20 protein-coding genes are annotated in these 22,744 nt (G+C 70.8%); all 20 read right to left on the bottom strand.

What is annotated here, in order from left to right; genetic code table 11:
• Nucleotides 1-5 precede the first annotated feature (5 nt).
• Nucleotides 6-647, bottom strand: a complete 642-nt coding sequence (locus H516_RS20660; RefSeq protein WP_022890737.1) for an arsenate reductase/protein-tyrosine-phosphatase family protein — start codon at nt 645-647, stop codon at nt 6-8.
• Nucleotides 644-2,062, bottom strand: a complete 1,419-nt coding sequence (locus H516_RS0116100; RefSeq protein WP_022890736.1) for a tyrosine-protein kinase domain-containing protein — start codon at nt 2,060-2,062, stop codon at nt 644-646. The genes H516_RS20660 and H516_RS0116100 overlap by 4 nt, the downstream gene beginning before the upstream one ends.
• A 212-nt stretch (nt 2,063-2,274) precedes the next feature.
• Nucleotides 2,275-2,889 carry a thymidine kinase gene (locus tag H516_RS0116095; protein ID WP_022890735.1) on the bottom strand — a complete coding sequence of 205 codons (615 nt, stop codon included), beginning with the start codon at nt 2,887-2,889 and terminating at the stop codon, nt 2,275-2,277.
• The gene (locus tag H516_RS0116090) at nt 2,890-3,576 is read right to left on the bottom strand and encodes a response regulator transcription factor (protein ID WP_022890734.1); all 687 of its coding nucleotides are present in this window, start codon (nt 3,574-3,576) and stop codon (nt 2,890-2,892) included.
• Nucleotides 3,563-4,696, bottom strand: a complete 1,134-nt coding sequence (locus H516_RS0116085; RefSeq protein WP_157432295.1) for a hypothetical protein — start codon at nt 4,694-4,696, stop codon at nt 3,563-3,565. The genes H516_RS0116090 and H516_RS0116085 overlap by 14 nt, the downstream gene beginning before the upstream one ends.
• Complete coding sequence (locus H516_RS0116080) at nt 4,693-6,012, bottom strand: sensor histidine kinase (protein ID WP_157432294.1); 1,320 nt, start codon at nt 6,010-6,012, stop codon at nt 4,693-4,695. Before H516_RS0116080 ends, H516_RS0116085 begins: the two co-directional genes overlap by 4 nt.
• Before the next feature lie 126 nt (nt 6,013-6,138).
• Complete coding sequence (locus H516_RS20655; protein WP_022890731.1) at nt 6,139-7,227, bottom strand: Rv2578c family radical SAM protein; 1,089 nt, start codon at nt 7,225-7,227, stop codon at nt 6,139-6,141.
• Between the two features lie 99 nt (nt 7,228-7,326).
• Nucleotides 7,327-9,126, bottom strand: a complete 1,800-nt coding sequence (locus H516_RS22845; RefSeq protein ID WP_022890730.1) for an ATP-binding cassette domain-containing protein — start codon at nt 9,124-9,126, stop codon at nt 7,327-7,329.
• Between the two features lie 380 nt (nt 9,127-9,506).
• The gene (locus tag H516_RS0116065) at nt 9,507-10,985 is read right to left on the bottom strand and encodes a malate:quinone oxidoreductase (protein WP_022890729.1); all 1,479 of its coding nucleotides are present in this window, start codon (nt 10,983-10,985) and stop codon (nt 9,507-9,509) included.
• Between the two features lie 78 nt (nt 10,986-11,063).
• Nucleotides 11,064-11,504: a VOC family protein gene (locus H516_RS0116060; protein ID WP_022890728.1), complete on the bottom strand. Its 441-nt coding sequence runs from the start codon at nt 11,502-11,504 to the stop codon at nt 11,064-11,066.
• Entirely contained in the window at nt 11,474-12,592 is a 1,119-nt protein-coding gene (locus H516_RS20650) for an N-acetylglucosamine kinase (protein WP_245561860.1), read from the bottom strand. The genes H516_RS0116060 and H516_RS20650 overlap by 31 nt, the downstream gene beginning before the upstream one ends.
• Nucleotides 12,589-13,845 (bottom strand): family 4 glycosyl hydrolase, encoded by a 1,257-nt coding sequence (locus tag H516_RS0116050; protein ID WP_022890726.1) that lies wholly within the window; start codon nt 13,843-13,845, stop codon nt 12,589-12,591. Before H516_RS0116050 ends, H516_RS20650 begins: the two co-directional genes overlap by 4 nt.
• A gap of 187 nt (nt 13,846-14,032) precedes the next feature.
• A complete protein-coding gene (locus tag H516_RS0116045; RefSeq protein ID WP_026378905.1) occupies nt 14,033-15,190 on the bottom strand; it encodes an ROK family transcriptional regulator in 1,158 nt (385 codons plus the stop codon).
• Between the two features lie 58 nt (nt 15,191-15,248).
• Nucleotides 15,249-16,115, bottom strand: coding sequence for an ABC transporter ATP-binding protein (locus H516_RS0116040; protein WP_051138878.1), 867 nt, complete (start codon nt 16,113-16,115; stop codon nt 15,249-15,251).
• An 11-nt stretch (nt 16,116-16,126) separates the two neighbouring features.
• Nucleotides 16,127-17,008, bottom strand: coding sequence for an ABC transporter ATP-binding protein (locus H516_RS0116035; RefSeq protein WP_026378904.1), 882 nt, complete (start codon nt 17,006-17,008; stop codon nt 16,127-16,129).
• Nucleotides 17,005-18,075, bottom strand: coding sequence for an ABC transporter permease (locus H516_RS20645; protein WP_157432293.1), 1,071 nt, complete (start codon nt 18,073-18,075; stop codon nt 17,005-17,007). Before H516_RS20645 ends, H516_RS0116035 begins: the two co-directional genes overlap by 4 nt.
• Nucleotides 18,068-19,063 (bottom strand): ABC transporter permease, encoded by a 996-nt coding sequence (locus H516_RS0116025; protein WP_022890723.1) that lies wholly within the window; start codon nt 19,061-19,063, stop codon nt 18,068-18,070. Before H516_RS0116025 ends, H516_RS20645 begins: the two co-directional genes overlap by 8 nt.
• Before the next feature lie 140 nt (nt 19,064-19,203).
• Nucleotides 19,204-20,886 (bottom strand): ABC transporter substrate-binding protein, encoded by a 1,683-nt coding sequence (locus H516_RS0116020; protein ID WP_022890722.1) that lies wholly within the window; start codon nt 20,884-20,886, stop codon nt 19,204-19,206.
• 213 nt (nt 20,887-21,099) lie between these two features.
• A complete protein-coding gene (locus H516_RS0116015; RefSeq protein ID WP_022890721.1) occupies nt 21,100-21,711 on the bottom strand; it encodes a bifunctional 4-hydroxy-2-oxoglutarate aldolase/2-dehydro-3-deoxy-phosphogluconate aldolase in 612 nt (203 codons plus the stop codon).
• The gene (locus H516_RS20640; RefSeq protein ID WP_022890720.1) at nt 21,711-22,673 is read right to left on the bottom strand and encodes a sugar kinase; all 963 of its coding nucleotides are present in this window, start codon (nt 22,671-22,673) and stop codon (nt 21,711-21,713) included. The genes H516_RS0116015 and H516_RS20640 overlap by 1 nt, the downstream gene beginning before the upstream one ends.
• Nucleotides 22,674-22,744 lie beyond the last annotated feature (71 nt).

Here is a 22,744-nt window from a genome sequence, read left to right as displayed (position 1 = left end):
ACCGCCTACCCGCGCTGCGCCGCTCGCACGAACAGGTCGACCGTCGCCTGCACGGCCGGCACGAGCTGCGATGCGGAGGTCTCGTAGACCGCGTCTGACTGGCGGTACGGGTCGATCACGTCGGCGTCGTCGGGGTTGTCGAGGGGCGCGACGACACCGCGGAGGGATGCGGCGGCGATGACGGCGGCACGGAGGCGGGCGTCGACCGCGGCAGATTCGGTTTCGACAGGCATGGTTTCGACGGGATCGACCAGCGGGAGCAGCGAGAGCGCGTCGTCGAGATCTTCGTCGGTCACGGCCGCCGCGAGGTGCGCGAACTCGCGCAGCGTGAACGCCTTGCGCGTCGCGGCAGGCACGTGCTCGACGATCGCACGTCGGTGCTCGCGGGCGAGACCGAGCACGAGATCGGCCCCGCGGATCAGCTGCTCATCGAGCTGGCGGGCGCGGTGCGCCGAGGCATCCGTCGCACCGAAGCGTGCCGAGAGCGCAGCGGCCTGGGCAGGCATGCCCGAGTCGACCATCGCGATCGTGCCGGCGCTCGACACCTCGACGCCCGGAATCTGCGCGAGCCCGGCGCGCAGCAACTGCTCGGCCAGCGGCGAGCGGCAGATATTGCCAGAGCAGACAGTGAGGATGCGGAAGGTCACGCGCTTCTCCTGCCGCGGTCGCGGGTGGCCTCGTCGATCTCTTCGAGGTCGTGGGTCATGCCGTACGTGTACGCGCCGTAGCCGTAGCTGTCGGGCCCCTTCGTCGGCAGCATCGTGACGATGACGCCGAGCAGGCGGCTGCCGATCGCCTCGAGCGAGCGCACCGCACCCGCGAGCTCCTGCTTCTTCGTGGCACCCGATGCCGCGACGAGGATCGCACCGCCGGTGAGCTTCGAGACCACCGCAGCGTCGGTGACGAGCAGCAGGGGCGGTGCGTCGATGAGCACGTAGTCGAACTGCGCGGTCAGCTGCTCGAGCAGGCGCGCCATCGCCGCAGAGCCGAGCAGCTCGCTCGGATTCGGCGGAATGCGGCCGGCGGGCAGCACGAAGAGCTTTCCGCGACCCCACTTCTGCAGCACGTCGACGATCTCGGCGCGGCCGATGAGCACATCGGTGAGGCCGACACCGCCCTCGATGCCCATGTAGTCGGCCACCTTCGGCAGGCGCAGGTCGCCGTCGATGAGGGCAACCTTCGCGCCCGTCTCGGAGAGCGAGATCGCGAGGTTCGCCGTCGTGGTCGATTTGCCCTCGCCGGGCCCCGCGCTCGAGATGACGAAGCTGCGCGGGCCGCCCTCGACGTTCACGAACTGGAGGTTCGTGCGAAGGCTGCGGAACGACTCGGCGCGCGGGTTGCGCGGGTCGGCGTGCACGATGAGCGGGCGCTTCTTGGCCTCGGGGTCGAGCGCGATGCCGCCGAGCAGCGGCTTGTCGGTCACCTGCGCGATGTCGTGCAGCGAGTGGATGCGGGTGTCGAGCACACTGCGCAGCACCGCGATGCCGATACCGAGGGCCAGGCCGATGAGCGCGCCGAGCGCGATGTTCAGCGGCACGTTCGGGCTCGACGGCTTCGCCGGTACGACGGCCGGCTGGATCGTCTCGATCTTGACGAGGCTCGCCCCCTCGCCTTCGGGCTTCTCGAGGTCGTTCACGACGACGTCGGCGAAATGCGCGCCGACCGCGTTCGCGATCTCGGCGGCCTGCTCGGGGTCGTTCTCGGTCACGGTGATGTCGATCAGCACGGTGTTGAGCGGCGAACTGGCGACGACATGCGGCGCGAGCTCACCGGCTGTCATGTCGAGACCGAGCTCGGCGATCACCGGGTCGAGCACGATCGCGCTGTTCACGACATCGACGTAGCTGGTCACCGCCTGACGGGCGAACGTCGTGCCCTGCACGAGTTCACCGGTCGCCGACCCTTCGCCGGCGCGCACCGAGACGTAGAGCTCGGTCGTGGCCTCGTACTTCGGCGCCACCACGATCGAGTAGGCGGCCGCAGCGCCGACGCCGAGGAGCAGACAGACGAGGATGAGCACCCAGCTCTTGTGCAGAATGCGCACATAGTCTCGTAGCTCCACGACGGCCTTTCATTCGATGAAGGGTCGCGGTGCGCCCCCTGGCAATTCAGTGTTGCATGCGGGCACATCGATTCTGGCCCGTCACGACACGCGAGTGAGCGACTCCCCCGAGATTGCACGGCTGAGCCGAATCGCTGCGCCCCCAAACTGGGGTAATTCTAGCCGCCCCGAGGTCGACGCTCCACGCACGGACTCGCCCACGAGACATCCGGTCAGTGACGCCCGTTGAGCACGCCGCCCGACTCCTGCAGGTAGCAGACACCGCAGAGCGACTCGTACTCGACCTCGACGCCGTCGATCGCGACCTGCTCGCCGTCGAAGATGTACCGCCCGTCGACGCTGCGTCCGTTGAAGATCGCCTTGCGCCCGCACCGGCAGATCGTCTTCAGCTCTTCGAGCGAGTGCGAGACCTCGAGGAGGCGTCGGCTGCCGGGGAACGCGACGGTCTGGAAGTCGGTGCGAATACCGTACGCGAGCACCGGGATGCCGTCGATCAGCGCGATGCGGAGGAGGTCGTCGACCTGCTCGGACGAGAGGAATTGCGCCTCGTCGACGAGCAGGCAGCTCACGTCACGGCCCGACTCCTCGAGCACGTGCGTGCGCAGCCCCTCGAACCTGAGCCGCACCGGGGCATCCGGTTCGATGACGAAGTCGACCGCGCGCACGACGCCGAGGCGCGAGACGATGCCGTGGTCGCCCTTCGTGTCGACCGCGGGCTTCGCGAGAAGCACCCGGTGCCCGCGCTCTTCATAGTTGAACGCCGCCTGGAGCAATGCCGTCGACTTGCCGGAGTTCATCGCGCCGTAGCGGAAGTACAGTTTCGCCATCTACTCGAGGAACCCGTCTTCGGCAGCGCGACGAATCAGCTCGGCCTTGCGGCTCGCAGGCCGGCCGACCTTCGCGTACTTCTCGCGCACCCGGCGCAGGTAGGTCTTCGCGGTCTCGTAGCCGACGTCCATGCGCTGGGCGACCTCGAGGGTGCTGAGCCCCTGGGCGTAGTAGCGCAGCGCCTTCTCTTCGGCGGGGCTGAGGTGCACGCCCGACATCGTCGCGACCGCGCCGTCCGCGCCGGGTTCACCGGCGCGGCGGGCACCGAGTCGGGATGCCTGCCGCGGCAGCCGCTCGCCGCGCATGACGCGGCGCGCATAGTCGACGAGCACCTCGGCGGGGAGGGTCTTCGAGACGAAGCCGGCCGCCCCCGCAGCCATGCTGCGCTCACGCGAGTCGTCGTCGTCGAGCGCGGTCACCACGATCACCCGCGCTCGTGCGGCACGGCACGCCCTGATGCGCGACTCGATCGACACCCCGTCGGGGAGCTGGAGGTCCATCAGGACGATGTCGACCGGAAACTCGGGGCTGCGCACGAGATCCATCCACGAGGTCGCGGTGACGACCACGTCGAAATCGGCCGCGCGGTCGACGAACCACCGCGCGAGACTGTCGACGATCAGACTGTGGTCGTCGAGGATCGCGAGCCGGTGTCGATGCACCGGGAGTGCGTCAGTCGATGACATATCTCAGCTCCACACGTACATTCTCTCGCGTCGAAACCGATTCGGCACCCAAGGAAACTGCGCGCGCCACGGCGATGAACCGATCGAGGTCGCGCTTGGCGGGTGGACGCTCGGCCGGGACGGCCGAAATCACGATGCGACCGCCGTCGAGGTCGGTCCGGAGCGAGACCCCGACTCGTTCGGAGCGCGACGGTTCGGCCAGCCAGGTGATGAGCGCCGTGAGCGCCGAACGCTGGTCGTCGGCGAGCAGGTCTGCGGCTCCGGAGGGGTCGTCGACGAAGGTCTCGATTCCGCGCGCCAGCCGGAGACTGGTCGCGAGATCGTCGAGCCAGGTCGATTCGAGCCCGGCCCGCAGGGCGCGGCGCAGTTCTTCTGCGAGCTCGCGGGCCCGGTCGGCCTCGGCGACCGAGATGCGTTCGGCGGTCATGACCCCGGCGAGGAACGGGAGCACCTCGCGCCCGAGCACCGAGACCCGGCTCTGCTGCACCGAGCGCGCGATCCCGGCGCGCAGCTCCGTGTCGCGCTGGAGTGCCGCGCGGTTCGCCTCCCGCTGCCAGCCGAGGGTCTCGGCGATGATCGCATGCGCGTAGCCGGCCGCGGCCGCGGAGAGCGCGACGACCGGCGCCGCGTTCACCGCGACCAGGGCACCGACCGGCGCATCCGCCGCGACGTAGCTCGACGCGCCGACGACGAGGATCGACAGCACGATGGAGGCGAGCACTCCGGCGAGGGCGAGCGACACCCAGGTGCAGTACGGCGCCACCGAGAGGATGAGCATACCGATCACGACGGGCCCGAAGTCGTCGTAGAGGTAGCGGTTGGCGCCTACGGTGCTGGTGTATTCGGCGATCGCAGCGCCGACGGCGAGGGTGACCACGATCCAGAGACGCTCGGCGGTGAACGGTGCCCGCGACGGCGCCGCCGAGATCGCGGCGACGACACCCGCCGCCGCCACGAGCAGGATCGCGATGATCGCCGCGAGGGGCGAGACGACCTCGCCGCGATGAACCCAGGTGAGCGCGACCGCGCTGCCCACGGCGAGCGCGGCTCCGATGACGACGATCGGGGCCGCCGTGATGCCGCCGATCGGGTCGGCCTCCTGCTGCGTCAGTCGCATCATGCTCCACCCTCGGGCACCGTGAGCACGATGGTGGTGCCGATGCCCTTCGTCGACCACAGGCGAACGGTGCCGTCCTGCTGGTCGATGCGGGCACGGATCGAGGTGCGCAGCCCGATGCGGTCGTCGGGCACCTCGCGTTCGTCGAATCCGACCCCGCTGTCCATCACCGCGATCGTGACCTCGCCACCGCCGAGCCCGAGCGCGAGTTCGGCCTCGTCGACACCGGCGTGGCGAGCGACGTTGATGAGGCACTGGGCGACGGCTGCGTCGAGCGCTTCGGCACGACCCGGGCCGAGCACGTGCAGGATGTCGGGGTCACCGGTGACGCGCACGTCGAGGCCGGCATTCGCCGCCGCGGCGAATGCCTGCGCGAGCATCGTCGCTCCGTCGGGGCGCGGCTCCGCCGGCACGGGAACCGTCCGTGAACGGGTCGCCCCGCCGACGACGCCACGCCGCCCGAACCGCCCCTTCCCGGCCGCGCCGTTCGGAGCGGATTCGTCGACGGCAGCGGCTCGGCGGAGGCCGCCGCGATCACTCGCCGTCGCCTGCCCGGCGTGGTCGATCGCCCAGTCCCTGCCCACGATGAGTCCGAGATCCTGGCGGATGCCGGCGCGCAGCCGATCGTCGACCGTGCCCGACCCGGCCGCGGCGATCGCGATGAGGTGGCTCAGCGCGGTGTCGTGCAGCCTCGCGGTCGCCCGCAGCTCGTAATCGTGTCGGATGGCGAGTTCGCGGGTCTGCTGGCTCGCACGATGCAGCCCGGTCTCCTGCCGGGGGTCGGAACGACGAGAGACGCCGTCGAAGATGCGGACCACGAGCAGGATGCCGAACGCCGCAGCCGCCGCAGTGCTCGGTGCGTAGGCGCCGCCGACCAGCGCGACCCCGAGGAACGCCGCCGCCTCGCCGAGCGCGTAGCCGAGCGAGGCCCAGACGATCGCGATGAGCGATCCGCTGCCGGCGCCCCCGACGAGCAGGAGCGCGATCCTCGGGAGCGCGAGCAGCGCATTGTTGGTCGATTCGAAACCCCCGGGCTCCATGACGAGCATCGTGAAGGCGATCGTCACCCCGGTGCCGACGACGAGCGCGAGCACCGTCAGCGTGACGGAGGGGAACAGTGCGACGGCCCCGAACGCGAGCGCCATCACCGTGGCGAGCGCAGCGCCCGTCCACCCGGCGGGCTGGTCGCCGACGGTCGCGACGATGATGCTCACGACGATCATGATCGCCAGGCAGGCGAACGCGGCGCAGTGCCCGGCGAACGCGAGTGCTCGACTCAGGCTGTCGCGCGCGAGGTGCCCCGGCAACCCCAGGCTCATCGTGAACCTCCACTCGCGAGCAATGCCCGATCTTCGCGAGCCGATCGGACTCAGCGAATTATCTCAGTCCGGCGGGATCTCGCGCATCTTCATGCACCGAGGACGCGACGTTTCGCTCTCGACGGCTCAGAAGAGGGTCGCCGGGTCGGAGGGTGCGCCGAGCGAACCGAGTTCGGGAGCGATCTCTCTCGCGCCCGGCCTCGTCCACCGACCCCGCGACTCGGCCGTCGACCGGATTCCGCCGGTGACCGGGTCTTCGCGGCCCCGTTCGAGCCCGTGGGCCCGGATCAGCGGATGGACCCGCTGCGCCAGCCAGCGCCGATACTCTTTCGGCGGGTAGGCGTTGTTGCCGTAGTACATCGACCGGTACTTCGGTACCAGCTCGGGGTGCTCGCGTTCGAGCCACTGCATGAACCACGGCTTCACCGAGCCGCGGAGGTGGAGCGCCGAGTACAGCACGCTCGTCGCCCCGGCGGCCTTCACCTGGCGCAGCGCCTCGTCGAGGTGAGCCCGCGTGTCGGTGAGGAAGGGCAGCACGGGCATGAGGAATACGGCGCAGTCGAGCCCGGCCTCGCGCACGGCCGCCACGGTCGCGAGTCTCGCCTTCGTCGACGGCGTACCGGGTTCGAGCGACTGCTGGAGGTCGTGGTCGTGGATCGCGATCGACATCGCGACATCGACCGGCACGTGCTCGGCGGCGACCGCGACGAGCGGGAGGTCGCGGCGCAGCAGCGTGCCCTTCGTGAGGATGCTGAACGGGGTGCCGCTCGTCGCGAGCGCATCGATGATGCCCGGCATGAGCTCGTACCGCCCCTCGGCCCGCTGGTACGGGTCGGTGTTCGTGCCGAGCGCGACCGGCTCGTGCCGCCACGAAGGCCGCGCGAGCTCACGTCGCAGCACCTCGGCGACGTTCACCTTCACGATGATCTGCCGGTCGAAGTCATCGCCCGCGTCGAGGTCGAGGTAGCTGTGCGTCGGCCGAGCGAAGCAATAGACGCATGCGTGGCTGCAGCCCCGATACGGGTTGATCGTCCACCCGAAGGGCATCATCGATTGGCCGGGCACCCGGTTCAGCGCCGACTTCGCGAGCACTTCGTGGAAGGTGACGCCGGCGAACTCGGGCGTCTGCACCGAGCGCACGAGGTTGTTGAGCTTCGCGAGCCCGGGCAACGCGTCGGCCTGGTCGACCCCCAGTTCTTGCCCGCTCCACCGCACACATTCATTCGAACATATCTTCGAAGATCGCGCAAGCAGCACACCGGCCGCGACCCGGCGACGGGGATGCCTCGAGGCGCGCCCCGAGGCATCCCCGCCCTACCCGGCGACCGCTGCGGGCACTGCAGCGCCCGCATGCAACTCGAGCCGCTCGCCCGCCCAGCGCCGGCGCAGCCAGCGGTCGTGACTCGCGATGACCACCGCGCCGGGGTAGCCGCCGAGCGCCTCCTCGAGTTCGGTTGCGAGCGCGAGCGACAGGTGGTTCGTCGGCTCGTCGAGGAGGAACACGTGCGGGGGCCGCGCGAGCACGAGTGCGAGTGCGAGCCGGCGCTGCTGCCCCACCGAGAGCGCGCCGACGGGCCGCTCTAGGTCGCGCGGTGCGAGGAGCCCGAGGCCCGAGAGCGGCACCTGCTCGGCGCGACGTTCACCGAGGACGCGCTCGTACGTCGCCCGCGGCGTCGCCGTGGGATCGACGAACCTGACGTCCTGTTCGAGCAGTTGCACCCGCAGGCCCTTGCGCCGGTGCACCACGCCGCGGTCGGCCGCGAGCGAACCCGCGAGCACGCCGAGCAGCGTCGACTTGCCCGCGCCGTTCGCCCCCGTCACGAGCAGTCGCGAGACCGGCTCGATTTGGAGCCGTTCGAGCCTCAGGCGTCCCGCGACCTCGAGGTCGTCGAGCTGCACGAGGAGCCCGGCCGACTCCTCGAGCGCGTGCGACCCCGAGGGGATTCCGGCGAACTCGAGCGGCGACGGCGGCTTGCGCAGCTGTTCGCGCTCGAGCGTCGCGAGCCGCTGCTCGGCGTTGCGCAGCCGGCGCGCGACCGTGCGAGCGACGTTCTCGCCCTTGAAGTGCCTGATGAACTTGTCGTTGTCCGTCGCCGCACGCCCGTGCGCGACACTGCGCGCCGACCCGCCGAGCGAAGCACGCAACTGCCGGAGCTCCTCCTGCTCGTCGTCGTACCGGCGCTGCCAGCGCACCCGCTCCTCGGCCTTCACCTCGAGGAACTCGCTGAAACCGCCGCCGAAGACCGTGCCGCCGAGGGTGGCGCCCGAGCGGGCACCGTCACCCGACGCGGCGCCAGCCGACGCCGACGCCGCGAGCGCCCCCTGGCGCCCGGGGTCGAGGTCGATGAGGCCCGTCGCCGCGCGATCGAGGAACGCGCGGTCGTGGCTCGCGAACACGACCGGCCCGGCGAACGCGCGCAGGCGAGCCTCGAGGAACTCGGCCGCTGCGTCGTCGAGGTGGTTGGTCGGCTCATCGAGGAGCAACGCATCGGGAGCCGAGAGCAGCAGCGCCGCGAGCGCGAATCGCGAACGCTGCCCGCCCGAGAGCTCGTCGATGCGGCGCCCGCGGCCGAGCCCGGCGACGCCGAGCCCGTCGAGCAGCTCGTCGCGGCGAGCCTCTGCGGTCCAGATCTCGGCGCGCTCGGCGGCGTCGAGGGCGGCCGCGAAGCGGGTCGCCGCCGCGTCCTGCGCCTCGGCGGCCGGCCGGTCGCCGGCATCGGCACCCGCGGCACCTGCCCCGAGCGCCGCAGCCGCTGCGTCGAATTCGCGTTCGATGGCGCGCACCTCGGCGAGGGCGGCCTCGAGCACGAGGTCGACGCGGTCGTCGGGCGCGAACGGCAGCTCCTGCGCGAGCAGGCCGGTTCGCCGGGGGCGGGAGATCCGCCCCGCGACGGTCGCGCCGGCGAGCGGCTCGTCGGTCGAGGCATCCGTGTCGTGGGCCGCGGCGAGGAGCCGCAGCAGCGTCGACTTGCCGACGCCGTTCTCGCCGATGAGGCCCAGGCGGTCGCCCGGGGCGACCGCGAAGCCGAGCTCGGCGAAGATGCGCCGGTCGGGGTAGGCGACGGAGAGCCCGTCGGCCCGAAGATGGTTGGAGTAGGAGAGGTGTACGGCCAAGGGGTCCGCCCTTCGCGAGTGCTCCCGAACGGCCGCCGGATGCCACGGCGACGACGCGGTCCGATCGGTGCACCGTCGGTGCCGGGGCGACGTCGAATTCGACCCGGCCCGCGTGTTCGCTGCGGATGCGGCGACCGTTCGGGAGCGGAGTGGATCCCACCGGGCATTGCCGGGCGTGGGTGCACAAGAGCGCTGTCGCGATCAGCACGGGTCGATCAGGACCGTGTGCACACCCGACGTCAACGGCGCCTCAGGCGCGGGACGAGGGGGTGTACTCACTTCATAGCGTGTACGACCGTAGCAGGGCCCGGCCCGAGAGCGCAAGCCGCCGCCCGTGCGCGCCCGCCCGCGCCCGCCCGCCGCTCCCGCTCGATCGCGCGTCAGGCGGTGAGCCCGAGGACCCCCGCGGTCGCCTTCAGCGAGGCCTCGGCGGCGGCCGGGTCGGCCGAGAGCGCGGTGCCGTAGCTCGGGATCATCTCGCGGAGCTTCGGTTCCCACTCGGCGAAGCGATCGGGGAAGCAGCGCGAGAGCACGTCGAGCATGATCGGCGCCGCGGTCGACGCACCGGGCGAGGCTCCGAGCAGGCCGGCGATCGTGCCGTCGGCGCCCGTGATCACCTCGGTGCCGAACTGCAGGATGCCGCCCTTCTCAGGGTCTTTCTTCATGACCTGCACGCGCTGACCGGCGGTGATGAGCTCCCAGTCCTCGGTCTTGGCCGTGGGCATGAACTCGCGCAGCGCCTGCATCTTCTTCTCGCGGTTCGCCATGAGCTCGCCGACCAGGTACTTCACGAGGTCGAAGTTCTTGAGGCCGACCTGGATCATCGGCCCGAGGTTGTGCAGGCGGATCGAGAAGGGCAGGTCGAACCAGGTGCTCGTCTTCAGGAACTTCGGTGTGAAACCGGCGTACGGGCCGAACAGCAGCGCCGTCTCGCCGTCGACGACGCGCGTGTCGAGGTGCGGCACCGACATCGGGGGCGCCCCGACCGCGGCCTTGCCGTAGACCTTCGCCTGGTGCTGGGCGACGACCTTCGGGTTCGTGGTGCGCAGGAACTGGCCCGAGATCGGGAAGCCGCCGAACCCCTTGATCTCGGGGATGCCCGAGTGCTGCAGCAGGGCGAGCGCGCCGCCGCCGGCGCCGACGAACACGAAACGCGCGCGCACCGTCTTCGGCGTGTTGCCGACGGTGTGGCGCAGCTTCAGCCGCCAACTGCCGTTCTTCAGGCGCTTGAGGCCGGTCACGTGGTGGTTCGTCTGGATCGATGCGCCGCGGTCGGCCATGTCGGCCATCAGGTACTTCGTGAGGGCGCCGAAGTCGACGTCGGTGCCCGCGGCGATGCGGGTCGCGGCGACGCGCGCCTTCGGATGCCGCTTCTTCGCGAGGAGCGGGGTCCACTCGGCGATGCGCTCGAGGTCTTCGGTGTACTCGAGGTCTGGGAAGAGCGGCTCGTCCTTCAGCACGGCGACCCGCTTGCGCAGGTATTCGATGTTCGCCTTGCCGCGTACGAAGGTCATGTGCGGGGTCGAGTTGATGAAGTTGTGCGGTTCGGGGAGGGCGCCGTGCTCGACGAGGTACGCCCAGTACTGCCGGCTGATCTGGAACTGCTCGTTGATGGAGACCGCCTTGGCGGCGCTCACGGTGCCGTCGGCGTTCTCGGGCATGTAGTTCAGCTCGCAGAGCGCGGCGTGGCCCGTGCCCGCGTTGTTCCAGGCGTTCGAGGACTCCTGCGCGACCTCGCCCAGGCGTTCGTAGACTCGGATCGACCAGTCGGGCTGCAACTGGGAGATGAGGGAGCCGAGCGTCGCGCTCATGATGCCCCCGCCGATCAGAACGACGTCGACGGTTTCCTCTGAATTCACGGGTTCCAGTGTAGATGGGCTTCGAGGGTGCCCTTGACCGGGCCGTTTTCGCGGATGCCTCGGGGCAGCCCGGCTCGATCAGCCCAGCTGCGGAAGACCGCGCTCGTCGAGCGGCCAGCCGGGGTTGTGCGCCAGCTCCCAGAGGTTGCCGTCGGGGTCGGCGACGTAGCCGCTGTACCCGCCCCACTCGGTCGCCGCGGCCGCCTTCGCGATCGAACCGCCCGCGAGCACCCAGTCGCCGACGGCGTCGTCGACCTCGTCGCGCGAGGCGAGGTTGATCGCCAGGGCGACCGCCCTGAACGCGGGCGCATTCGCATGGAACGTCGGCAGCGCCGCGTCCTTCGCGAGCTCGGCCGTCTCCCAGAGGGCGATGACGCCGCCCGGCGTGGCGAAGAAGGTGACCTCGCCGGCGACCGAGGAACGCGCCTCGCGCCAGCCCAGACGATGGTAGAACGCGGTGGCCGTCTCGACGTCGGCGACGCCGAGTGTCACGAGTGAGAACCGCTGCGGGATGACCATGATGTGAGCGTACGCCCACCCGCCGACGCCGTGGCCTCGACTTCGGCGCGCGCCCGCGCGAGCGCGGTCGCCCCGGCACCCACCGCGTCGAGCGCGAGCAGCGCCGCGCCGACCACCGGAGCGGCCTCGACGATCGAGAGTCGCGCGAGCGGGGCAGCATCCGCGAGACGCTCCCGGATGCCACGGAGCAGGCGTTCGTCGCCTGCACGGGCGATTCCGCCGCCGAGCACGACGGGCACCTCGCGGTCGAGCAGTTCGAGCCGGGTGAGGCTCGCTCTGGCGAACGCCGCGAGCTCCTCGGCCTGCCGGTCGACGAGCGAGACGGCGACGGCGTCGCCCTCCGCGGCCGCCGCGAAGATCGCCGGGGCGAACGAGGTCAGCTCCGAGGCATCCCGCCGGCCGAAGTGGATCGCCTCGATCAGTTCACCGACCGAGGCGACGCCGAGCCGGCGCACGATCTCGTCGACGAGCAGCGTCGCCGGCCCGCGACCGTCGACGGCGCGCGCGGCGTGCCAGAGCGCCGCCTCGCCGAGGCCCGCGCCGCCGCCCCAATCGCCCGAGAGCGGGCCGAGCGAGGGGAAGCGCACGGTCGTGCCGTCGGCGCGGAGGCCGATCGCGTTGACGCCGGTGCCGCAGACGATCGCGACCGCGTCGGGCGCGTCGGTGCCGGCACGGAGGAGCGCGTAGAGGTCGTTGGCGACGACGGCGCCCGTCGACCACGCGAAGCCCGAGATCGCCGCGATGTACTGCTCGATCTCGACGGCGAGGTCGAGTCCTGAGAGGTAGAGGCCGGCGTGCATCACCGCGTGCTCCCCCGCGACCTCGCGTACGATCCCGTCGACGAGCGCGACGGAGGCGTCGAGTCCCTCGAAGTGCGGGCTGGCCCCCGACGCACGTGCATACGCGACGAGTTCGCCGTCGAGGGTCAGGGCGACGGCGTCGGTCTTCGAACCGCCGCCGTCGACCGCCACCACCACAGGGCTCGCCGAGGAGACCTGCGCGCGCGTACCGGGGATGCCGGGCGCGAGGGGCGGACCGGGGGCGCCGGGCAGATCGTTCAGCTCGGCCGCCTCGATCGCGCCGGTCACGCCCACTCCAGGAAGCGCGCGTTCTCGGCCATCAGCAGATCGGTCAGGCGCTCGGCCCGCTCGTGCTGCAGCACGAGCGGGTGCGCGCGCATCGCCCGCAGCACCCGGTCGCGACCGCCGTGCACCGCCGCGTCGAGGGCGAGCCGCTCGTACCCGGCGACCGCCGCGATGAGCCCAGCCAGCTCGCTCGCGAGCGGTGCGACCGGTTCCGCGACGAATCCCCCGTCGCGGAACACGGCCGGCACCTCGATGACGTGGTCGTCCGGGAGGAACGGCAGCACGCCATCGTTTCGGAGGTTGACCACGCGAGCCCGGTCGACGCCGCCCTGCATGGCGGCGAGCAACTCGATGGCCGCCTCCGAGTAGAACGCCCCGCCGCGGCCGTCGAGCGCCGCGGGCTTCTCGTGCCGAGACTCGTCGGCGTAGACGTCGAGCAGCTCGCGCTCGATCGCGCGCACCGCCTCGGCGCGGCTCGGCTCGGCGAGCTGCTCGCGCAGCACCTCGTCGTGGGCGTAGTAGTAGCGCAGGTAGTACGAGGGCACGACGCCGAGCTGCATGAGCAGTTCGGGCGCGAGGTGCACCTCGCCCGCGAGGGTGTCGAGATGGTCGGCGAGGAGGCCCGGCAGCTTGTCTTCGCCGCCGACCGTCACGCTGCGCTCCCACGTCAGGTGGTTGAGGCCGACATGACCGAGCTGCACCTCGTCGTGCCCGACGCCGAAGAGCTTCGCGTAGCGCCGCTGGAACCCGATGGCGACGTTGCACAGCCCGACCGCGCGATGCCCGTGTTCGAGGAGGGCCCGCGTCACGATGCCGACGGGGTTCGTGAAGTCGACGATCCAGGCGTCGGGCTTCGCATGCTCGCGCACGGCCTCGGCGATGCGCAGCGCGACCGGCACGGTGCGCAGGGCCTTCGCGAGGCCACCGGGGCCGGTCGTCTCCTGCCCGATGCACTGCACCTCGTGCGGCCAGGTCTCGTCGGCGTGCCGGGCGTCCTGCCCGCCGACGCGCAGCTGGATGAGCACCGCATCGACGTCGTCGACGCCCGCGACGAGCTCGGTCGTGCCGATGACCCGGGCCGGGTGGCCGGCGTGCGCGAGCATGCGCCGGGCCATGCCGCCGACGAGGGTGAGCCGCTCGGCGTCGGGGTCGACGAGACGGATCTCCTCGAGCGGGAGCGTGTCGCGGAGGCGCGCGAAGCCGTCGATGAGTTCGGGCGTGTAGGTCGATCCACCGCCGACGATGGCGAGCTTCATGGGTCCTCATTTCGTGTGGTGCATTGTGCGTGGTGCGTGCGTCTTCGGGCGCGGTCGAGCCGCGCGGTCGAGCGCCGCGGGCGGGCGCGCGCGGGTTCGGCCGAATGGCCCGGGCGGCCGGTGTCCGTCGGAGTGGGACGGGCGGTCGGGATGCCTCGGCCGGCCCCACCCCGGCCGGTGCGACGGCTTACGCAGCCGGGGTGATGCCGGCCTCGAGTCGCGTGCGGATCTGCTCGACGAGCAGTTGTCGGGCGCCGAGCAGCACCGGTTGCTCACCGGTGCCGCTCGTGGCGACGACGAGCTTCGGGTGTGCGCCGGTGTCGACCCGCTCGCCGACGAGGGCGGCGAGCCGCTCGCCGCCGGCGACGCCCGTCGGCCCGCCGAGCACGACCAGCGCCGGGTCGAGCACGGTCAGCAGCGGCTCGATCGCGAGCGCCGTGCGTGCCGCCACGGCGTCGAGCGCGGCTTCGTCTCCCGCGAGGCGCGGGAGCACCTCGGCCAGGCGCTCGCCGGGCTCGGCGCCGAGCAGCTCGGCGACGGCGCACCCCCCGAGGAGCTCGGTGAGGTCGTGCGCCGCTGGATCGAGCCGTGCGGCGCTGCGCGCGACCTCGAGGTAGCCGATCTCACCGGCGCCGCCCGAGGCGCCGCGGTGCACGACACCGCCGAGCACGATGCCGACGCCGAGTCCCTCGCCGATCCAGAACTGCACGAAGCTCGACGCGCCCTGGGCGACACCGGTGGCGCGCTCGGCCATCGCGGCGAGGTTGACGTCGTTGTCGAGCACGACGTCGAGACCGAGCGCTTCCTCGATGCGTCGGCGGGCACCGACCGCGGGCCAGCCGGGCAGGGTGTCGGTGTGCGACAGCTCGTCGCCCTCGACGAACACGGCGGCCTGCACGCCGACGGCGGCGAGCGTGACCGAGCCGAAATCGACCCCGGCCGCCTCGCACGCCGCTCCGACGGCCCGCTCGACGTCGCCCTCGGGACTGCGCCCGTCGACCCCCGCGGGGAGTTCGACGATGGGGTGGTCGGTGTCGGCGGCGTCGACCAAGACCGAGTGGATCGCCCTGCCCGAGATGCTCACGGCGACGCCGGTCAGCCGATCGGTGCGCACGCCGTAGCTCATGGCGTTCGGGCCCCGCCCACCCGAGACGACGCCCGCCTCGCCGATCAACCCCACCCGTTCGAGCCGGGTGATCATCTGGCCCGCGGTGGGCTTCGAGACCCCCGATTGCGCGCCGAGCTGGCTGCGGGTGAGCGGGCCGTGCTCGAGCAGCAGGCGGAACGCCGCACGGTCGTTGTGCGCGGCCAACCAGGTCGGCGTGCCGGCATCGCTCTGGTTCATCGTGACTCCCTCCACGCCTCAGCCTATCTGAAAAGGTTATTTACCAAAAAGATCCTGCTCATTCGGCGCGCCGCACCTCGTCGCGCAGCGCACCGTGCCGTTCCGGGTCGGCGGCGGCCTCGAGCAGCCGCATGGTGTATTCGTGCTGCGGGTTCAGGATGACTTCATCGGCCGGCCCGCGCTCGACGATGTCACCCCGGTACATCACCAGGATCTCGTCGGAGAAGTGCCGTGCCGTCGCGAGGTCGTGCGTGATGTAGAGCACCCCGAGCTGCGCCTCGCGCTGGAGCTCGGCGAGCAGGTTCAGCACGCCCAGCCGGATCGAGACGTCGAGCATCGACACCGGCTCGTCGGCGATGATGAACCGCGCCCCCGGCGCGAGGGCGCGGGCGATCGCGACACGCTGCCGCTGGCCGCCCGAGAGCTCGTGCGGGCGTCGCTCGAGGTACCGGGTCGCGGGTTCGAGCTGCACGCGCTCGAGCAGCTCCTCGACGCGGGAGGCGACCTCGGCTCGACCGAGCCCCGGGTGGTGCAGGCGGATCGGCCGCTCGAGGTGGTGCGAGATCGAGTGGAACGGGTTCAACGAGGCGAACGGGTCCTGGAAGACCATCTGCACCTCGCTGCGATACCGCTCGAGGGCCCGGCCCCTGCTGCCGCTCGGCGCCCCGTCGATGAAGACGCCGCCGGAGCTCGGCGCCTCGAGCTTGGCCAGCATCCGCGCGATGGTCGACTTGCCCGAGCCCGACTCGCCCACCAGGGCGATCGTCCTGCCCGCCTCGACGGTGAACGAGATGTCCTTCACCGCGTGCAGCATGCTGACCTTCAGCCCGCTGCGCAGGCGGAAGTCCTTCACGAGGTTCCGCGCCTCGAGCGACCCGCCCTGCCCCTGCGCGCGGGCCTCGCCCGTGGCATCCGCCGACGGCATGATCGTAGCGCTCATGACGCGACCTCCTGGTTCGCACCGGTGCCGCGGAGGAACCCGCCGCGGTCACCGCGCAGGCTGGGGAAGCTCGACAGCAGCCGCTTCGTGTACTCGTGCTGCGGGTCGCGGTAGACCGATTCGGCGGTGCCGAGCTCGACGATCTCGCCACGGAGCATCACCGCGATGCGGTCGCTGATCTCGATCAGCAGCGGCAGGTCGTGCGTGATGAAGATCACCGCGAAGCCCAGGCGTTCGCGCAGCCGCATGATCTCGCGGATGATGCCGCGCTGCACGACCACGTCGAGCGCCGTCGTCGGCTCGTCCATGATCATGACCTGCGGGTCGAGCGCCAGCGCCATCGCGATCATCACGCGCTGGCGCATGCCGCCGGAGAGCTCGTGCGGGAAGCTCGAGATGCGATCGGGATCGACGCCGACGAGCTCGAGGAGCTCGCGGCTGCGGGCGAGCCGCTCGGCCTTCTTCATGCCGGGCCGATGCGTGCGGAGCACGTCGTCGAGCTGCGCCCGCACGTTGAGCACCGGGTTCAGCGAGTTCATCGCCCCCTGGAACACCATCGACACCTTGCTCCAGCGGAACGCGCGGAGCCGTTCGTCGGAGAGCGAGACCACGTCGATGTCGTCGCCGTCGCGATCGTGGAAGACGATCTCGCCCGAGGTCTGCAGCGCCGGGGGCTTCAGCAGACGGTTGAGCCCGTACGCGAGGGTCGTCTTGCCGCAGCCCGACTCCCCCGCGAGACCGAGGATCTCGCCGCGGTGGAGCGTCAGCGTGACGTCGCGCACGGCCTGCACCGGCGGGTCGACCTCGTACTCGATCGAGACGCCGCGTGCGGTGAGCACCGGCTCGCCGAATCGGGCGGATGCCTCGGGCGCGGTCATGCGCTGATCCCCTCTGCGGTGGTGGTGGTGGCGGTCGGGAGCCCCGGGCCGGCGATGCCCCGCCCGGCCTTCGCGGCCTTGCGCTGACGACGCGCGTTCTCGGGGGCGATGCGGAGCTTCGGATTGATGATCTCGTCGATCGAGAAGTTGATGAGCGCGAGCCCGCAGCCGAGCAGCGCGATCAGGAGCCCCGGCGGCACGAACCACCACCAGGCGCCCGTGCCGAGGGCCTGCCCGGTCTGCGCGTCGTTCAGGATGGTGCCCCAGGTGATCGAGTCGGTCGCGCCGAGCCCCAGGTAGGAGAGCCCCGCCTCGCCGAGGATCGCGAAGATGATCGCGAAGAGGAACTGGGCTGCGAGCAGCGGCAGCAGGTTCGGCAGCACCTCGACGAGGATGACGCGGGGTGCGCGCTCACCCGCGACGCGGGCCGCCGAGACGTAGTCGCGCGAGCGGAGCGACCGGGTCTGCGCCCGCAGCACCACCGCCGACCCGGCCCAGCTCGTGATGCCGAGCACGAAGGCCACGAGCAGCCAGCTGCGCGCCGGGAAGTAGGTCGCGATGACCATGACGAGCGGCAGCCCCGGGATCACGAGCATGATGTTCGTGACGAGCGACAGCGTCTCGTCGCCCCACCCGCCGAGATAGCCCGCGAGGATGCCGAACACGATCGAGAGCCCGAGCGCGATGAGCCCCGCGATCACCCCCACCATGAGGGAGCCCTGGGTGCCCTGCGCGAGCTGCGCGAGCACGTCGTAGCCGAGCTTCGTCGTGCCGAGCAGGTGCTCGGGCGACGGCGGCTGAAGTGAGGGGTTGTCGCTGTCGCGCGGGTCCTGGGTGAACCAGGGGCCGGCGACGCCGAAGGCGACGATCGCGGTGAGCAGGCCGAGGCCGATCGCGAGCTTTCCCGACCAGCGCGGCATCAGCGCGCGGATTCCCCGGCGCGAGGACTGCCGTGGCATCCGCTGCCCCGCCCCTTCGACGGCGGCGCTCGCGACCGTCAGCGGCGTGATGACCTCCGCGACCTGCACGTCGTGCAGTTCGCGCTCGGTGAGTTCGGTTTCAGACATTGTGACGTGCCCTCGGGTCGATGAACCCGTAGACGAGGTCCATGATGAAGTTGGCGGCCAGCACCGTGATCGTGATGACGAGGAACACGCCCTGCATGAGCGCGTAGTCGTTGTTCTGCACGGCCTGGAACATGAGCTTGCCGACGCCCGGGTAGGTGAACACCTGCTCCATGACGATGGATCCGGCGACGACGAAGCCGAGCGTGATCGAGAAGCCGGCGATCGAGGGGATCGCGGCGTTGCGGGCGGCGTACGCGGTGAGGATGCGGCGCGGGCGCAGGCCCTTCGCCTCGGCGGTGACGATGTGGTCCTCGCTGAGCGTCGACACCATCATGTTGCGCATGCCGAAGAGCCAGCCGCCGACCGAGCTCAGCACGATCGTGATCGCGGGCAGCGTGGCGTGCTCGACGGCGTCGACGAAGAACGCCCAGCTCCACTCTGGGCCGGCCGGGAAGTCGAAGACGTCGTAGCCGCCGACGATCGGGAACCAGCGCAGGTTCACGGCGAAGATCGCGACGAGCACCAGCGCGAGCCAGAAGTACGGGATCGACTGCAGCACCGTGGTCGACGGCACCAGGTGATCGACCCAGGTACCGCGCTTCCACCCCACCCATGCGCCGATGAGGATTCCGAGCACGAAGGAGATGACGGTCGCGACGCCCACGAGGATGATCGTCCATGGCAGAGCGCTCGCGATGAGCTCGGCGACCGGCGCCGGGTACTTCGTCACCGAGATGCCGAGGTCGCCGTGCAGGAGGCGGCCCCAGTACGCGAAGTACTGCTCCAACAGGGGCTCGTCGCCGCCCGTGCCGAGCATGAGCTGGATGTTTCTGATCGTGGTGTCGGAGACCTCTCCCTGGCGCTGCATCTTCGCGATGATGATGTCGGCCGGGTTGCCGGGCATGAGCCTCGGCAGGAGGAAGTTGAGCGAGATCGTCGCCCACAGGGTCACGAGGTAGAACGTGATCCGTCGTGCATAGAACTTCATGGCGATTCGGCGGCTTCCCTGATTCTGCTCGGGTAGGTCGGGTCGTCGGTCGAGTAGGGAGCGGAGCGACCGTATCGAGACCACGGGGACGGGCCTCGATACGGTGCTGCGCGCCTACTCGACCGACTGCGGGCTCGGCCCTACTTCACCGGCTCGAGTTTCGCGAGCACGAAGCCGGCGGCCGAGGCCCCCCAGGCGGGCGGGAAGGCGTACAGGTCGTCCTCGGTCGGCCAACCCGTGAAGTCCTTCGAGTTGTAGAAGGTCTGGGTGGCGTTGATCACGAGCGGGATGTACGGCAGGTCGCGCACGATCTCGGTCTGGATGGTGCCGTACGCGGCCTGCTTCGCGGCGACGTCGTTCGTCGCGGCGGCCGCGGCGACCGCCTCGTCGACGACGGGGTTGCTGTAGCGCGAGAAGTTCCACGTGCCTGGGTTCAGCTCGGAGCCGACCGCCACCGTCGAGCCGCCCGCGAACCAGTCCTTGTAGATCTGGTACGGGTCGGCGACCGAGGTGCCGACGACGCCGCCCATGATGAGCTCGAACTGACCGGTCTGGCGGGCGTCCGAGAACTCCTGCCACTGCACGGTGGTCGCGTTGACCTTGATGCCGGCTTCGGCCGCCTGTTCGGCGATGAGCTTGGCCGCGTCGTTGTAGTCGGTCCAGCCGTCGACCGAGATGAGGTCGAGCTCGATGGTCGCCCCGCCCTTGCCGTAGAAGCCGTCGGCATTCTTCGTGTAGCCGGCCGCCTCGAGGATCGAGGCCGCGCCCGCGACATCCGCAGACTGGGGGCTGACCGCGTTCTCCGGGTCGGCGAGCCACTTCTCGTCGCGAGGCAGGAGCGCGAACGTGGGCGAGATGTCGCCCGTGAGGTTCACGAACGCCTTCTCCTTGATGGTCGACCGGTCGATCGCCACGTTCAGCGCCTGACGCACCGCGACGTCGGTCTGCTCGCCGACGCAGCCGAGCTCGGTGTTCGCGCAGGTGTAGAGCACCGTCGGATCCTGCGGGGTGTTGATGGTGGAGATGATGCCGTTCGACGTGACGTCGTCGGGGTTCGGCACGAACATGCCCGCCCAGTCGAGCTCGCCCGCGGTGAGCAGGTCTTGCGCCGACTGGTTGGCGTCGAGGCCGACGTACTGCACCTTCTTGACGGCCGGCACGCCCTCGTCGCGGAAGTTCTCGTTCGCGACGACGGTGTACGAGGCGTCGGTCACCGAGTCGACGACGTACGGGCCGGTGCCCACGGGCTCCTCGTCGGTGAAGGTGAGGAAGTCGTCGACCTCGCTCCAGATGTGCTCGGGGATGATCCAGGTGGCGCCGAGGATGCGGAACTCGTTCGTGAACTGCGGCGACGAGAAGGTGAGCACGACCGTGGTGTCGTCGCTCGCCTCGGCGCTGACCAGCCCGAGGGTGTTCGCGAAGTCGTTGGCCTCGTAGTTGAACGAGAAGGCGACGTCGGAGGCGGTGAAGTCTTCACCGTCGTTCCACTTCACGCCCTCTTTCAGCGTGATCGTGAGCTCGGTGCCGTCGTCGCTGAACTCGTAGCTGTCGCCGACGAGCCCGGTCGGGGGCTCGTCGGCGGTCTTGTTGAAGAAGAACAGCGTCTCGTAGATCGGGCCGAGGGCTGCGTGCAGCACCGTCGGTGCGTACGGGTTGAAGTTCGCCACGATCGGCGTCTGGCTGCCGGCCCAGACGCGCAGCGCCGCGCTGGAGTCGCCGCCTCCGTCCGAACCGGTCGAGGGCGCGCAGCCCGTCAGGCCGAGGGCGAGCGCTGCCGCTCCTGCGGCGAGTGCCACCGCGATGCGGCGCTTGGATCGAATCATCGTTCCGACATTCCTCTCGTGCTTCGTTGCGTGGGAAGAGCAGTGACGCCGCGTGCAGGAACTCGGTGCGAGCGTTACTGGAAGTGACCCTAACAGAAAACGAACTAACCGGAAACAACTATTTCAATTCGTCGTGGATGCCTCGTCTCGAGCCCGCGCCGACGGCGCAACCCCGGCAGGAAGACACCTGCCGGGGCCGTGCGGAGACGCGTCTCAGCGCGCGAGGAGTGCCGCGAGCGCCGGCAGCTGCGCCGGGTCCTCGAGGGCCGAGCCGACCGCGACCGTACGCACCCCGCGGGCGAGGAACTCGCCCGCGTTCGAGGCATCCATGCCACCGGTCGCGACGAAGCGCGCCCCCGGGAACGGGCCGGCCATCGCGCCGAACCACGCCGGACCGAGCAGGGAGGCGGGAAACGCCTTCAGCCACGTCAGGCCGAGCGACATCGCCCGCTGCACCTCGCTCGCCGTCGCGACGCCCGGCAGCGACGGCAGACCCGCCTCGAACGAGGCGCGCACGACGGCCTCGTCGAACCCGGGGCTGACGGTGAACGCCGCCCCTGCGGCGAGGGCCTGCTCGACGTGCCGCACCGAGACCACGGTGCCGGCACCGACGACCCGGCCCTCGGCGCGACCGGCTTCGGCGACGGCGGCGAGCGCCTCGACGTCGTCGCCCGACTGGATCGGAAGCTCGACCACGTCGATGCCGAGCTCCCACGCCCGTCGCGCCAGCGCGACGCTTCGGTCGACCCCGAGGCCGCGGAAGATCGCCATCAGCGGGCGACCCGCGAGCAGCGTGTCGAATGCGGCGTTGTCGATCGTGGTCATCACGGGGCCTTTCGCTGGGGACGGGTCAGGGGAGCGCGAAGTTCCCGCGGGAAGTCGCTGGTCTCGCCGAGCACGAGCACCGCACGGTCATGGCCGGCGCGCAGCCGCTCGGCCGAGTCGCGACCGTCGAGGAGGGCACCGAGGTATCCGGCGGCGAACGCGTCGCCGGCGCCGACCACCTCGACGACCTCGACCCGGTGCGCGGCGACCTGCTCGACCGCGTCGACGCCGCCCGGGCCGCGCACGAACTCGGTCGCGCCGACGTCGCCGTCCTTCACGACGAGACGTTCGGGCCCCGGCAGGAACGCGCGCACCTCCGCCGGGGTCACGGTGCCCCACAGCCGGTCGGCCTCATCGAGTCCGACGAAGACGAGGTCGGCGCGGGAGGCGAACTCGAGGAGGCGCACCGTGGCGAGCTCGAGCGCATCGGCCGGCTCGCCCGGCCAGAGCGCCGCCCGGTGGTTCACATCGAAGCTGAGCAGCGCATCGCTCGAACGGACGCGCAGTGCGGCGGCGTCGAGCATCGCGTCGCACGAGCGCGAGAGCGCCGCGGTGATGCCGCTGAGGTGCACGATGCGCACGCCGTCGAGCGGGAGGGCATCGAAGAACTCGGGCGACATCTTGGAGGCAGCGGAGCCGGCGCGGAAGTACTGCACGCCGCTGCCCGGGTCTTTGACGTAGAGCCCCGTCGGCGCCTCGGGGTCGCGCTCGACGTAGCGGGTGTCGACCCCGCGTTCGGCGATCTGCGCGACGAGCCGCCGGCCGAGCGCATCGTCGCCGACCCGGCCCGCCCAGGCTGCGGCATGACCGAGTGCGGCCAGGTGCGAGGCGACGTTCGACTCGGCGCCGCCGGCGTCGAGGTGGAAGTCGACGGCCCCGGCGAGCGGTTCGGCGAGCGCGGGCACCACGAGTGCCATCGTCTCGCCGACGGCGATGATCTCGGGCAGCGGGGCGGTGGTCACCCGCCCTATGCTGTCTGGTGTGCAACTGCTGCGCAACCGCGTTGCAGAATACGCAACAAGTGAAAGTGAGC

The sequence above is a fragment of the Agromyces italicus DSM 16388 genome, from assembly GCF_000421545.1.
Lineage (GTDB): Bacteria > Actinomycetota > Actinomycetes > Actinomycetales > Microbacteriaceae > Agromyces > Agromyces italicus.
Note: the sequence above shows the minus strand (reverse complement) of the source record. Positions and strands in the feature narration are given on the sequence as shown.